9 protein-coding genes are annotated in these 13533 nt (G+C 70.4%); 5 read left to right on the top strand and 4 right to left on the bottom strand.

Annotated elements, in window-relative coordinates:
* Positions 1 to 2: 2 nt before the first annotated feature.
* A complete protein-coding gene (locus tag OZ403_RS34890; RefSeq protein ID WP_011556536.1) occupies positions 3 to 1031 on the bottom strand; it encodes an AAA family ATPase in 1029 nt (342 codons plus the stop codon).
* Positions 1032 to 1304: 273 nt separating this feature from the next.
* On the opposite strand from OZ403_RS34890, the gene OZ403_RS34885 reads away from it, so the two are divergent.
* Positions 1305 to 2675, top strand: coding sequence for a hypothetical protein (locus OZ403_RS34885; protein ID WP_268782784.1), 1371 nt, complete (start codon positions 1305 to 1307; stop codon positions 2673 to 2675).
* Between the two features lie 27 nt (positions 2676 to 2702).
* Positions 2703 to 3494 (top strand): enoyl-CoA hydratase/isomerase family protein, encoded by a 792-nt coding sequence (locus tag OZ403_RS34880; RefSeq protein WP_268782783.1) that lies wholly within the window; start codon positions 2703 to 2705, stop codon positions 3492 to 3494.
* A 9-nt stretch (positions 3495 to 3503) separates the two neighbouring features.
* Here OZ403_RS34880 and mltG read toward each other — a convergent pair whose 3' ends face one another.
* Both mltG and OZ403_RS34870 read right to left on the bottom strand, forming a co-directional pair.
* The gene (mltG, locus tag OZ403_RS34875; protein WP_140795519.1) at positions 3504 to 4523 is read right to left on the bottom strand and encodes an endolytic transglycosylase MltG; all 1020 of its coding nucleotides are present in this window, start codon (positions 4521 to 4523) and stop codon (positions 3504 to 3506) included.
* 86 nt (positions 4524 to 4609) lie between these two features.
* Positions 4610 to 5752: a hypothetical protein gene (locus tag OZ403_RS34870; protein WP_268782782.1), complete on the bottom strand. Its 1143-nt coding sequence runs from the start codon at positions 5750 to 5752 to the stop codon at positions 4610 to 4612.
* 144 nt (positions 5753 to 5896) lie between these two features.
* On the opposite strand from OZ403_RS34870, the gene OZ403_RS34865 reads away from it, so the two are divergent.
* Positions 5897 to 9358, top strand: a complete 3462-nt coding sequence (locus OZ403_RS34865) for a TIGR02266 family protein (protein WP_442929665.1) — start codon at positions 5897 to 5899, stop codon at positions 9356 to 9358.
* A 9-nt stretch (positions 9359 to 9367) separates the two neighbouring features.
* Entirely contained in the window at positions 9368 to 10651 is a 1284-nt protein-coding gene (gene fliB, locus OZ403_RS34860; protein ID WP_268782780.1) for a flagellin lysine-N-methylase, read from the top strand.
* A gap of 3 nt (positions 10652 to 10654) precedes the next feature.
* Here fliB and OZ403_RS34855 read toward each other — a convergent pair whose 3' ends face one another.
* A complete protein-coding gene (locus OZ403_RS34855; RefSeq protein WP_237079996.1) occupies positions 10655 to 11275 on the bottom strand; it encodes a DsbA family oxidoreductase in 621 nt (206 codons plus the stop codon).
* Between the two features lie 190 nt (positions 11276 to 11465).
* Here OZ403_RS34855 and OZ403_RS34850 point away from each other — a divergent pair, with 190 nt between their 5' ends.
* Positions 11466 to 13502 (top strand): S9 family peptidase, encoded by a 2037-nt coding sequence (locus tag OZ403_RS34850; protein WP_174258967.1) that lies wholly within the window; start codon positions 11466 to 11468, stop codon positions 13500 to 13502.
* The last annotated feature ends 31 nt before the right edge of the window (positions 13503 to 13533 follow it).

The following is a 13533-nucleotide window of genomic DNA, read 5'->3' as shown; positions in this document are numbered from 1 at the left end:
GGCTAGCCCTTCACCACCGTGAGGAGCTGGTCGATGAGCTTCACGGAGGTGATGCCCTCGCTCTCCGCGGTGAAGTTGGGCAGCACGCGGTGGCGCAGCACGGGACGGGCCAGGGCGCGCACGTCCTCGACGGTGGCGACGAAGCGGCCGTGGAGGATGGCGCGCGCCTTGGCGGCCACCACCAGGTACTGGCTGGCGCGGGGGCCGGCGCCCCAGGACGTGTTCTTCGCGATGAAGTCCAGCGCGCCCGGCTCCTTGGGCCGCGTGTGGCGCACCAGCTCCACGGCGTAGCGCACCACGTGGTCCGGTACCGGCACGCGGCGCACCAACTCCTGGAGCGCGAGGATGCGCTCGGGGGACAGAATCTTCTCCAGCTTCGGCTGCGGACCGCCGGTGGTGCTCTTGACGATTTGCACCTCTTCGTCGGCGGTGGGGTAGCCCACGTCCACCAGGAACATGAAGCGGTCGAGCTGGGCCTCGGGCAGCGGATAGGTGCCCTCCTGCTCGATGGGGTTCTGCGTGGCGAAGACGAGGAAGGGCAGCTCCAGCGGGTACGTGCGGCCACCGGCGGTGATGCGGTACTCCTGCATGGCTTGCAGCAGCGCGGCCTGCGTCTTCGGCGGGGTGCGGTTCACCTCATCCGCCAGGATGATGTTCGCGAACAGCGGACCCTGGAGGAAGCGGAAGGTGCGCCGGCCGGTGGTGCGGTCCTCTTCCAGGATGTCCGTGCCGGTGATGTCCGACGGCATCAGGTCCGGCGTGAACTGGATGCGGTTGAAGGACAGGTTGAGGACGTCCGCCAGCGTGGAGATGAGCAGCGTCTTGGCGAGCCCCGGCACACCCACGAAGAGGCAGTGGCCGCGGCTGAAGAGGGAGATGAGCAGGTGCTCCACCACCTCGCGCTGACCGACGACGCGCTTTTCAATCTGGGCGACGATTTCGTTGCGGGCCTGGGCGAGCTCCTCGACGGCACGGAGGTCGTCGCCTGAGGCGTCGGGCACGGGCAGAGAGTCGGGGGCGGCGCTTTCCATGGAAGGGTTCTCTTAATTCGTGGGCGGCGCTGGGACCAAAGGATTCCGCCACCCCTGCGCCAAGGCGTGCGCTGCCAACCGTTCGGGGGCAGACCTATTCCGCTGCCGCACACCCCGGCACGCCGGGGCACATGGGCGCGCTGATCGCCTGCATGCCCCCCTGCCATGTGACAGTGCCCCTGGGCTGGGGGGGAATGCCGGGGGCTGGACACGCTGCTTAGGTTCCCAGGGCCTCGCTTCCGGTGGACGGGAGCAGGCTCCTTGGAGCGTGTCATGGGGTCATTTCGGCGGCGTGGTGGGCGTGGCAACCTCTGGACGGGGCTTCTTCCAGTTGCCCTGCTGTGGGTGGCGGGCGGGTGCGGCGGGAGCAGCGGGGACGGGGGGCCTCTGGCCGAAGCGCCGCGTGACGGCGACGAAGGCACCCCCGGGGTGGCCGTGACGCCCACGGCGCCGCAGGACTCCAGCGGGCTCCCGCAGCGTCCGATTCCGGCCGCGGCCTCGCCGTGGAACCTGGTGGTGGGTGGGCCCCAGGACGACGTCGGGACGGGCGTGGCCACAGCTCCCTCCGGAGATGTGGCGGTGGTGGTGTACAGCACGCCGCGTCAGGACGGTGAGCGCGAGCCCGTGGAAGGCGAGAAGCTGGCGCTGACGCTTGCGCGCTACGCGGCGGATGGGACGCCGCGCTGGTCGCGTGAGTGGGGGCGCAACCGCTTCTCCGACACGCGCGTGGCGGCGAGCGACGCGGCGACGTTCCTGTCGGGCAATGCGTTCCTCTACTCGGCGGACTTCGGACTGGGCGAGGCGCAGGACGGCTTCCTGGTGAAGTTCGACGCGGAGGGCTCACCTGTCTGGCAGCACCGCGTGGGACAGAAGGTCTACGCCATCGCCGCGGACGCGCAGGGCGGCGTGCTCGCCGCGGGTGAGGAGTGGGAGGGGGAGTTCATCGAGGACCCCGTGCTCACGCGCTACGCCGCGGATGGCTCCGTGCTGTGGACGCGGCGCTTCCACGGCGCCAACATGGACACTGCGCTGCACGCGGCGGCGCTGGCGCCTTCGGGACAGTCGATTCTGGCCGGACAGCTCGTGGACGCGCTGGAGGTGGACGGCCAGACGTTCGGCGCGCCCGGTGTGCGCGGCTTCGTGGTGCTGGCGTTCGATGCGTCCGGGCGCTTGCTGTGGGGCAAGGAGCTGCCGGGCGTGAAGGGGCGCATCACCTCGGTGACGGTGGCGGCGGATGGCACGCTCGTGGCGGCGGGTGACTTCATCGGCCTGCTGGTGTGGGGCGAGGCGTCGCTCGGTTCCTCGGGGGCCTTCGTGCTGACGGCGGGCGCGGATGGCAGCGCGCGTTGGGTGCGCCAGCCCGTGTGTGGGCCGGTGACCGAGCTGGGCGCGTCCGTCGCGGTGGAGGACTCGGGCGGCGTCGCGGTGACGTGTGGCAGCGTGCTGACGCGCTACGCGGCTTCAGGGGCGTGGTTGGGGGAGCAGACGCTGGATGCGCAGCCCTGCGCCAGCGGGGTGTGCTCGCTGACCACCGCGGGTGTGGCCACGGTGCCGGGTCGTGGGCTCGCGGTCACCGGTTGGCAGCGCGATGGGGCGGGCGACACCTGGAACCAGGACGCCTTCCTTCGTCTCGTGGTGCCGTAACGGCCGGGGCCGCTACAGTGCGCGGCCATGTCCGCTCCTGCCGCAGAGGTCCTTCTCGAGGTGGAGGGTGCCGTCGCCACCCTCACCCTCAACGACACCGCCCGACGCAACGTGATGACGCCCGAGTTGGGAGACGCGCTGTGCGCGCGCGTCGCCGAGCTGAAGGGGCGTGACGATGTCCGGGCGGTGGTGCTCACCGGGGCGGGAGGCGCGTTCTCCGCCGGTGGGGACCTGAAGATGCTGGAGCGGCTGCGCCAGGTGTCCTTCGAGGATGCGCGCGCGTTCATGCTTGGCTTCTATGCGCGCTATCTCAGCGTGCTGGACCTTCCGGTGCCCGTCATCGCCGCGGTGGACGGGCCCGCGATTGGCGCGGGGCTGTGCGTGGCGCTGGCGTGTGACGTGTGCCTCGTGGCCGAGGATTCGAAGCTGGCGCTCAACTTCGTCCAACTGGGCCTGCATCCGGGCATGGGCGCCACATACCTGGCGCCGCGCCGGGCGGGAGCGCAAGCCGCCGCGGAGCTGCTGCTCACTGGCCGCCGCTTCGATGGCAAGGACGCGGTGAAGCTGGGACTGGCACTGGAGGCAGCACCGGCGGGACAGGTGCTCAGTCGCGCCAAGGAACTCGCGGGACGGATTGCCGCGAACGCGCCGCTCGCCGTGCGTGCGCTCAAACAGCGGCTGGGGCTCGACAGGGCGGAGCTTCAGCGCGCGCTGGAGGAGGAGGCTCGCTTCCAGGCGGAGAGCTACGGCAGCCAGGATCTGGGCGAGGGACTGGCCGCTGCAGCCGCGCGGCGCGCCCCCGTGTTCCAGGGGCGCTGAGTTCACGCCTCAGTACACGTTGTACTTGCGGCGGAGCGCCTCATGCTCCTCCGCGTTGCGCGACGGGCGGAGGATGCGCTGCGCGTCGTGCAGGTAGTACCAGTACTCGCTCGGCTTGGGCGACATCGCGGCCTGGAGCGAGGCCACGGTGGGCGCGCCGATGGGGCCGGGCGGCAGGCCCTTCTTGTGCCGCGTGTTGTACGGGTCCTGTGGATCCCGCAGGCGCTTGAGGAAGGCGACGCGGTCATTCCACTGCGCCAGCTCATAGCGCGACGTGGCGTCCACGCCGAGCGGGTAGCCCTTGTCCACGCGCTTCCACAGGATGCCGGCGACCAGGGGGCGCTGGTCGGGCAGCGGCTCCTCTCGCTCCAGCATGGAGGCCATCACCACCACTTCGTGCAGGGTGCGACCGCTCTTCGGGATGGCATCGCGGTTGGGCGCGTAGAAGCGCTGCGCGAAGGCGTCCAGCTGACGCTGGATGAGCGCCTCCACATCGAACTTGCCCGGAATCACGCCGTAGGTCTCCGGGTAGAGGTAGCCCTCCAGCGTGCCCGTGGAGGGCAGGGGGAAGGGCGCGGTGAAGTTCTTGGGCTTGCTGGCCGCGGCGATGTACGCGCCCGGCTTGATGAAGCCCGCGGCCACGAGCGCCGCGTCCGTGTCGCGCAGGCGCCAGCCCTCGACGACGACGAACGGGACGTCCTCGGGAATGGGGTTGCCTTCCAGCTCCGTGGCCAGCTCGGCCAGCGTCATTGACGCGCTGACCTCATGGCGGCCCGCCTTGGGGGCGAAGCTGCCGCGCCGGTACAGGTGCCAGCGCCACACCCGCGCGTCACGGATGAGGCCTTGCGATTCGAGCAGCGTGCCCAGGCCTCGCCCGGACGTGCCCTTGGGCACGGTGAACTCCACCACGTCCGCGCCAGGGGGCGCCGCGGCCGTGCGTGCCTGCTGCTCAATCCAGAAGAAGGCGCCCGCGCCGGACGCCACCAGCAGCACGAAGGCTGCACCCAGGACCCAGAGAATCCGCTTCATTCGCGGCGCACGCTATCACCGGATTCGGGCCGTGCCTGGGTTCCGGCATCCAGATGTCACCTCCTGGGCGCCAGGCGGGTCGGAGGTCAGGCGGCCGGTACCGTCCCGAGCTTCAAGTCCCGGTTCAACCCGGTGTCCCGGCTCACGCGCCAGATTTTCTGATCCAGGTAGTAGTGGTGGAGCGCGAAGCCCCATATGAAGCACTCCATCAGGTTGCGCAGCGTCAGGCCCGCGCCCAGGGGCACCTTCAAGTCGAAGCCGCCGCAGCCCGGGTGCGCGCCGAAGCCGCAACCCAGGCCCCGGTACAGCAGCGTGAAGACGATGCCGCACCCCGCGTAGATGATGAAGCGCTGGCTCACCTTCGGCGCCCATCCGAACGGCGCCGGATCCACACCCGCCGCGTGGTAGCGGTTGCGGTGATAGAACCAGACCACGCCGTGGTACTGCACGTTGTGGAACGCCGTCACCGCCACGGCGAACATGATGAAGTCCATGCGTGCCGCGAACGGAGGCCAGAACACCACGGCCGACAGTCCCATCGCCGCGCCCATCATCAGCAGCTTGGGACCATTCACCTTCAGACCCGCCCGGTGTCGCTGCACCTGCCGGCCCGCGTAGAGCACCACCAGCGCCAGCACGGTCGCGAAGCAGGCTCCGGCCACCACGGGCTCCCATGTGGGCGGACCCACCAGGCCCAGCTGCTTGCGCGCGCCCGGATGCGACACCGCGAACGCGACGAAGGGCGCCAGCAGCCCCGTGTACAGCGTCACGCTGTCGAGCCGCCGGTCCAGTGGCAGCGACTCACCGCCCTTGCGCTGGTACAGCACCATGAGGCCGTAGTGCTGCCTCACCACGTGCCAGTAGGCCCAGAGCGCCGCCGCCGTCATGAAGAGGGCGAAGGGCAGCTTCGTGCCCAGCAGCGCCGACAGTCCGAACGACACCGGGCCCGCCGCGAACCACGCCAGACTCCCCAGCAGCAAACGCCGCCGGGTCTGCCATTCCCGCGCGTCCAGATAGGTCCGCGACACCGTGGCGAACAGGTGCGGCCCATCCAGCGCGAGCACCCACGCCCACCACAACATCAGGCTGCTGACGCCACCCCAGACATGGAGTCCGACCAGCGCCAGACTCACTCCGAGGCCGCCCCCCGTGGAAATCAGGTCGTGCCGCCGGTCGACGAGCCAGCCCGCGCGGGCGGGAGCTGGGACTGCGAGTGGGATGGCGCTCATGAGGGCTCCCAAGGGACGCCGCGGAGGATATAGGAAGGTACAGGTAGGTGGTCTGCCCACCTGCCGCCGCCCATTCGCCGGGCAGGGGACCAAGGGGGCAAAACCTACTTGAGCGGCGGGTCGCGTACCGCGATTGTCCTCGCCATGGATCAAGGCAGGCGCACCACGGACAGGAAAGCAGTTGGCCTGCTGGTGAAGCTGAAGCATGAGAGTGTGGGAAGCTTCGCGGAGGAGTTCGCCACCAACCTGAGCCCGGGTGGGATGTTCATCCGCTCGCGCACCCCGCAGGCGGTGGGGACGCCCGTCAAGTTCGAGGTGCAGATTGCGGGAGGCGTGCGGGTGCTGCGTGGCTCCGCGCTGGTCCGCTGGGTGCGCGAAGTCGGTGACCCCGCGGGGCCTCCGGGCATGGGGTTGCAGTTCGAGGAGTTGGACATGGCGAGCCGCGCGCTCGTCGAAATGATGTTGATGCGGAAGACCGTCGCGGATTCCAGCGCGCCCGCCGTCCAGCCCCTGCCCGCCATCGCGCCGTCCGTGGCGCCCGCGATTGCACCGTCCATCGCGCCGTCCGTTGCGCCCGCGATTGCGCCGTCCATCGCGCCCGCCGTCGCGCCCCTGGCGCAGGCCCGTCCCGCGCCGCCGGTCCAGGCCCGTCCCGCGCCCCCTGTGCAGGCGCGCCCCGCCGCCGCGCCCGCGGATGTGGGGGGCATCGCGCTCGACTCCCTGTTCGATGACCTGGAGCCGGAGGGTGGTTCCTCCGCGCCGATCCTTGACGAGCCGTTCGACCTGGTCCCGTCGGTGGTGGACGAGCCGAGGACACCGCCTCCGAGCCGCGTGCCCGTCTCCTATTCGCCGCCGCCTCCGGTGGCCGCGAATGACGTGGACATTCCGCTCGACGAGCTCATCGCGAGCACGCCGCCTCCGCCCGTGGCCACGCTGGACATCGATGAGCCCCTGCCGGGCTTCGAGTTCGAAATCGAGAGCCCGTCGGGTGATGCGCCCGTGGCCATGGGCGCGCCGCTCGACGATCCTCCCATCGAGGTCGGCATCTCCCTGGAGGTCGAGCCGTCGTCCGCGTCGGCGGGTGGTGGGGCCCTGGAGTTCGAGCTCGACCTGGGTGACGCCGTCGCGGAGCCGCCTCGTGCGCCCGCGGTTCCACCCGTGCGCGTGGCACCTCCGCCGGCGCCTGTCTCCAGTGGCGGCAGCTTCGAGTTCGACCTGGACCTGAGCGAGGCGGAGGCCGCGCCGCCTCCGCCTCCGCCGCGTGCCCCGGTGGCACCCAAGGCACCGCCGGCTCCGGCCGCGTCTCCCGCGGGGAGCGGTGGCATCGAGTTCGATTTCGACCTGTCCGAGGACGTGAGCCCGCCTCCGCCCGTGGCGCCTCCACCGCCGCGCGCACCGGCGGCGCCTCCTCCCGCGCCTGTCTCGGCCGGGGGCGTCTTCGAGTTCGACTTCGCCCTGGCCGATGACGCGGGGAAGGGGCCGCCTCCGCCTCCGCGCGCCTCCGCTCCGGCCAGCGCGGGGGGCGGCGGCATCGACTTCGACTTCGACCTGTCCGAGGACGTGGGCAAGGCGGCGCCTCCGCCTCCGCCTCCGCCTCCGCCGCGCGCGCCCGCTCCGGCCAGTTCCGGGGGCGGCGGCATCGACTTCGACCTCGACCTGTCCGAGGACGTGGAGGAAGTACCTCCCGTCGCGCCTCCACCGCCGCCGCGCGCGGCGCTGGTTCCTCCGCCCGCGCCAGTACAGCCGCCCATGGCGGCCCGTCCGCTGCCTCCGCCGCCCGCGGCTCCGCCGCCTCCTCCTCAAGGGCTTCCCCAAGTGCGCCGTGAGGCGCCTCGAGCACCGGCGCCGGCGGCGACGCCCTCGGTGCTCGCGCCCGCCGTGGCCAAGGCCGCCGCGCAGGCGCCCGGCCTGGATGAACACGGCCTGCCGAAGACGGTGTTCCTGCCTCCACCGGTGCCGCTCAACGGCACGGGGCCCGTCATCGGCATCGACCTGGGCACCACGAACTCGTGCGTGGCGTTGCTCTCCAACGGCCGGCCGCTCGTGCTGCGCTCGCGCGAGGGCTACAACACGATTCCCTCCGTCATCTCGCTCAACGCGCAGAACAAGCTGCTGGTCAGCCACCGCGCGAAGAACCAGTTGGTGCTGCGTCCCCAGCACACCATCTACGGCGCGAAGCGGCTCGTCGGCCGTCCCTACGACAGCGCCGTGGTGAACCAGGTCCGCGAGCGCTTCCACTACGACATCGTCCCCGACTCCGCCGGCCGCGCCGCCGTGCGTCTGGCGGACACGGCCCTGTCGCTGGAAGAGGTGCAGGCCATCATCCTCCGCGAGTGCAAGGAGATGGCGGAGGCCCACCTCAACCAGAAGGTGGAGCGCGCGGTGGTGACGGTGCCCGCGTACTACTCCGAGCCGCAGCGTGAGGCCGTGCGCAAGTCCGGCATCCTCGCGGGCCTCAAGGTGGAGCGCATCCTCAACGAGCCCACGTCCGCGGCGCTCGCCTACGGCCTCAACCGAGACCTCAACAAGAAGGTCCTCGTCTACGACCTGGGCGGCGGTACCTTCGACGCCACGATTCTGAAAATCGAGAAGAACGTCTTCGAGGTGCTCGGCACCGGCGGCGACATCTTCCTGGGGGGTATCGACTTCGACAACCTCATCGTCGACTACCTGCTGGCGCGCTTCCAGGAGAAGGAAGGAATCGCCTTCACGGGGGACGGCATCGCCTTGTCGCGCGTGAGTGACGCGGCCGAGCGCGCGAAGATGGGGCTGTCCGAGCGCAGCACCTTCGAGGTCCACATCCCCATGCTGATGATGGACGACTCGGGCAGGCCGCGTGACTTGCGCGTGGTCCTCAGCCGGCAGGAACTGGAGAAGATCTGCGAGCCGTTGCTCAGCCGCACCATCGACGTGGTGCGCGACGTGCTCCTGGACGCGAAGCTGAAGGCCGCCGAGGTGGACGACATCATCCTCGTGGGCGGCATGAGCCGCATGCCGCTGGTGCGCGACAAGCTCAAGTCGCTCTTCGGCAAGGGCGCGCAGGCCAGCGTCAACGCGGACGAAGCCGTGGCCCTGGGCGCGGCGCTCTACTCGGGCTCCGTGGACAAGGTGAGCAGCGTGGTGCTCATCGACGTGTTGCCGATGACGGTGGGCGTGGCGATGCCCGGTGGCGCCTTCAAGCGCGTCATCGAGCGCAACAGCCCGCTGCCCGCGCAGCGCTCCTTCGCCATCAACACGACGAAGGACAACGAGGTCTTCCTGGAGCTGTCCATCTTCCAGGGTGAGGACAGCCACATCTCCGCCAACGAGTACCTGGGCACCGTGCGCATCGAAGGCTTGCCCAAGGGGCCCAAGGGCTCGGTGCGCGTGGCGGTGACGCTCAAGCTGGACTCCGAATGCGTGCTGCACGTGGAGGCGCGTGAGTACTCCACACGCAAGGAAGTGAAGGCCACGCTGGCGACGCGCTACTCGCCGGAGGAGCTTCAGAAGCAGCTCCAGGTCAGCAAGGAGTCCGTGAAGGCCGCCGAGGAGCGCCGCGGCGCCGACCTCAAGGAGCGCGCGGGCGGCTTCTGGAGCTTCGTGAAGAAGGCGCTGGGCAGGAAGTAGCGTGCCGCCATGACGGCCACCGTGCCCCGGTACATGACGCGCTTCAGGTGCCTCGCGGAGGCCTGCGAGGACACCTGCTGCGCGGGGCTCGTCGTCCTCGTCAGCGAGCCGCGCCTTCAGCGCTTGAAGCAGGCGGTGGCGGGCGGCCCGGACGCGGAGCGGGTGGAGGCCTTCATCCGGCCGGAGCCCGACGCCAGCCCCGGCGACGAGGCCGTCATCGCGAAGCGCGAGGACGGGCACTGCGTGTTCCTGGATGCTCGGAAGACGTGCTCGCTGCACCGCGCCTATGGTGAGGCCGCGCTGCCGGATGCGTGCGCCACCTTTCCTCGCGTTGCTACGCGCTGGGCGCACGGGCTGGAGGTGAGCGGTTCGCTCGCGTGTCCAGAGGTTGCTCGCCTGTGTCTGCTGGCGGAGGACGCCGTGGACACCGTGCCCGTGTCCGAGGACCTCGCGCTTCGTCCGGAGATTGCGCGGTCCCTGGGCGGCGGCGATTCCGAGGACGCGTGGACGCAGCACGCGGCGGCCGTGCGTTCCACCGCGTTGTCGGTGCTCCAGCGCCGCGAGCTGCCGTTCGCCGCGAGGCTCTTCGCGCTGGGGCAGCTGGGCCTCAGATTGGACGGCTTCTACTGCCGGGGCACGGAGGTGTTCCACGGCGGCGCGCGCGAGGGCGCGGAGGCCCTGCTGGCGGAAGTGCTGCGTACCTTCACCCTGCCCGAGACGCTGACGGCGCTGCACGGTGGCTTCGCGGCGCTGGCGCTGCCTGGAGGCCCGTGGGTGGGCATCTGCGCCGCGGTGCTGAAGTCCCGCCTGGGCGCGGTCCGGAGCGAGCGGTTCCACACGCTGGTGGGGCTGGTGTTGGAGTCCTACGGCGGCGCGGACCTGTTGCCCGACGACGCATGGCGCCGCTACGCGGAGCGCCGCGAGCGGCTGTCACCCGGGCTGGCGCAGCGGGTGGAGCAGTACCTGCGCCACCACGCGGTGAACCACTGGCTGCGCCACCCGTTCACGGACGCGCCGCGTGTGCTGGACTACGTGTTCCGCATGGCGCTGCGCGAAGCCGTCCTCTGTTGGACGCTCTTCGGCCACCCCACGGTGGTGGCGCTCTGCGCGGAAGCCGCGGCGGACACGGCCGAGTCACAGGCCCGGCTCGATGCCGCCGCGGTGGAGTGCTTCCAGCTCATCGCCAAGCACGTCGAGCAGGCGCCCCAGCTCCACGCCCTGGCCCAGGGGCTGGCGGGGAGCGGGGGCGACGAGACGCTCGGCCGGATGCTCGTGCTGCTCAAGGGGCTCTGACGCTCAGGGCCGCGCGCGGGGCGTCGCGCCGAGCCGCCGCATGGCCTCCTGGAACACCGGGTACTCCTGTGCGCCCTGGAGGCCGAAGCGCTCCCCAAGCACGAAGGTGGGCACCGCGTTGACGCCGATGGTCCGCGCCTCCTGGATGGAGTCCTCCACGGCCTTCGTGTAGCGGCCCTCCTCGACGACGCGCTGGACCTCGTCCGGGTCCAGGCCCGCCTCCTGGGCGGCGCCGCGGAGCGTGTCCCACTGCCAGAGGTCCTGGCCCTCGCTCCAGTAGCGGCGCAGGAGGGCGGCGTGGAACGGCTCCAGCCGGCCCTGCTCCCGGGCGTACTCGGTGGCCTCGTGGGCGCGGCGGGTGGACGGGGTGATGTCCCGCATCACCAGGGTGAGCCCGGCTGCCTGGGCACGGAGCTTCAGCGGGTTGTTCGGGTCCTTCATCTTCTCGCGCACGTAGTCCGGCAGGGGGAGGCCTTCAGGGGGCGTCTCCGGGCGCAGGTAGAAGGGACGCCAGTCCACCTGGACGTCGTACTCCTTCTTCAGCTTCTGGACCTCGGCGTAGCCCACGTAACACCAGGGGCAGACGTAATCGGACCAGACGCGGATGGTGATGGGCTCGCTCATGGGCCCGTGTCTAACCGCGTCGAAGCGCCGCGTCATGACGGAGTGCGCCGGGGATGCGCGTGGGTGGCACCCCGGGTACGCGGAGGTGGACAGCGCGGGCCGTAGCAGGCAGCGTCCACCCCCGACAACCGTGCCCGTGACGCACCCCTCGGGTGGGGTGACCGCGGTGCGACTGAACCAGGAGACTCCCTTGCCGCTGTCGCTTCTCGCGGCCCTGGCCCTGAGCGCCACTCCGGCGCCGGCCCGGCCCCAGCCGTTCACCCACCACGACATGATTTCGCTGCGCCGGCTGAGCAGCCCGCGCGTCTCCCCCGACGGGAAGCAGGTCGCCTACGTCCTGCGCACCACGGACATGGAGGCCAACCGGGGACGCACGGACCTGTGGCTCGTCGGCGTTGATGGAAACGCCGCGCCGCGCCAGCTCACCTCGCATCCGGACGCGGACTCCGAGCCCACCTGGGCGCCGGACGGCAAGAGCCTCTTCTTCTTGTCCTCGCGCGGCGGCTCCTCGCAGGTGTGGCGGCTGGCCGTGGACGGCGGCGAGGCCGTGCAGGTGACGAAGCTGCCCCTGGACGTGGGCGCCTTCCGCGTGTCGCCGGACGGCACCCGGCTGGCAGTGGCGCTGGAGGTGTTCCCGGACTGCCCCACGCTGGAGTGCACCCCGCAGCGTGAAGAGGAGCGCTCCAAGCGCAAGGCCACCGGCCGCACCTACGACAAGCTCTTCGCGCGGCACTGGGACACGTGGAAGGACGGACGTCGCTCGCATGTCTTCGTCGTCCCCGTGGCCGGCGGCGCGCCCGTGGACGTGATGAAGGGCATGGACGCGGACAGCCCCTCCAAGCCCTTTGGCGGCGCGGAGGAGTTCACCTTCACACCGGACAACAAGAGCATCGTCTTCGCCGCGCGGGACGTGGGCCGCGCCGAGGCCTGGTCCACCGACCTGGACCTCTTCGTCGCGCCGATTGATGGCAAGGCGAAGCCGCGCAAGCTGACGGAGAAGAACCGCGCCACCGACACCAGCCCCGTGTTCAGCCCGGACGGCAAGACGCTGGCCTACCTGGCCATGTCGCGCCCCGGCTTCGAGGCGGACCGCTACCGCGTCATCCTCCGCACCTGGCCCAGTGGTCAGGAGCGCGTGCTCACCCAGGACTGGGACCGCTCCGTCGGCAGCCTCGCGTGGAGCGCGGACGGCAAGACGCTCTTCGCGAGCGCCGGGCACGTCGGCCAGCAGCCCATCTTCGCGTTGGACGTGGCCACGGGGAAGCCCACCCAGCTCACGAAGGACGGCGCCGCGGACGCGCCGCAGCCGGCCGCGGGAGGCCGTCTGGTCTACGTGTATGACGACCTGGATTCTCCCGCGGACCTGCACGTGATGAACGTGGATGGCTCGGAGTCGCGCCAGCTCACCCAGGTGAACCAGGACGCGCTGGCCCGCATCCGCTTCGGTGACTTCGAGCAGTTCTCGTTCCCGGGTTGGAACAACGAGACGGTTCACGCCTACGTCGTGAAGCCGGTGAACTTCGACCCGAAGAAGAAGTACCCGCTGGCGTTCATCATTCACGGTGGGCCGCAGGGCTCGTTCGGCAATCACTTCCATTACCGGTGGAACCCGCAGGTGTACGCGGGGCGTGGCTACGTGGCCGTGATGGTCGACTTCCACGGCTCCACCGGCTACGGGCAGGCGTTCACGGACTCCATCTCCGATGACTGGGGTGGCAAGCCGTTCGAGGACCTGCAGAAGGGCCTGGCCGCGGCGCTCAAGCGCTACAGCTTCATCAACCAGGACAAGATGTGCGCGCTGGGGGCGAGCTACGGCGGGTACATGATCAACTGGATTGCCGGCAACTGGCCGGACGGCTTCAAGTGCCTGGTGAACCACGACGGCATCCTCGACGAGCGCATGGGCTACTTCGACACCGAGGAGCTGTGGTTCCCGGAGTGGGAGCACAAGGGCACGCCGTGGGAGAACCCGGAGGGCTACAGCAAGCACAACCCGGTGGAGCACATCGCGAAGTGGAAGACGCCGATGTTGGTCATCCACGGCGGCCAGGACTTCCGCGTGGTGGAGACGCAGGGCCTGGGCACCTTCACGGCGCTCCAGCGCAAGGGCATTCCCTCCAAGCTGCTCTACTTCCCGGAAGAGAACCACTGGGTGCTGCGCCCGGCCAACAGCGTGCAGTGGCACGACGAGGTCCTGGGTTGGCTGGACCAGTGGACGCGCAAGTAGCCGCTGCGTGATGTCGTAGGACTCGGGGCTC

The organism is Myxococcus sp. NMCA1, assembly GCF_026810205.1.
GTDB classification, from domain to species: Bacteria; Myxococcota; Myxococcia; order Myxococcales; family Myxococcaceae; genus Myxococcus; species Myxococcus xanthus_A.
This window is presented reverse-complemented; position numbering and strand designations above follow the sequence as displayed.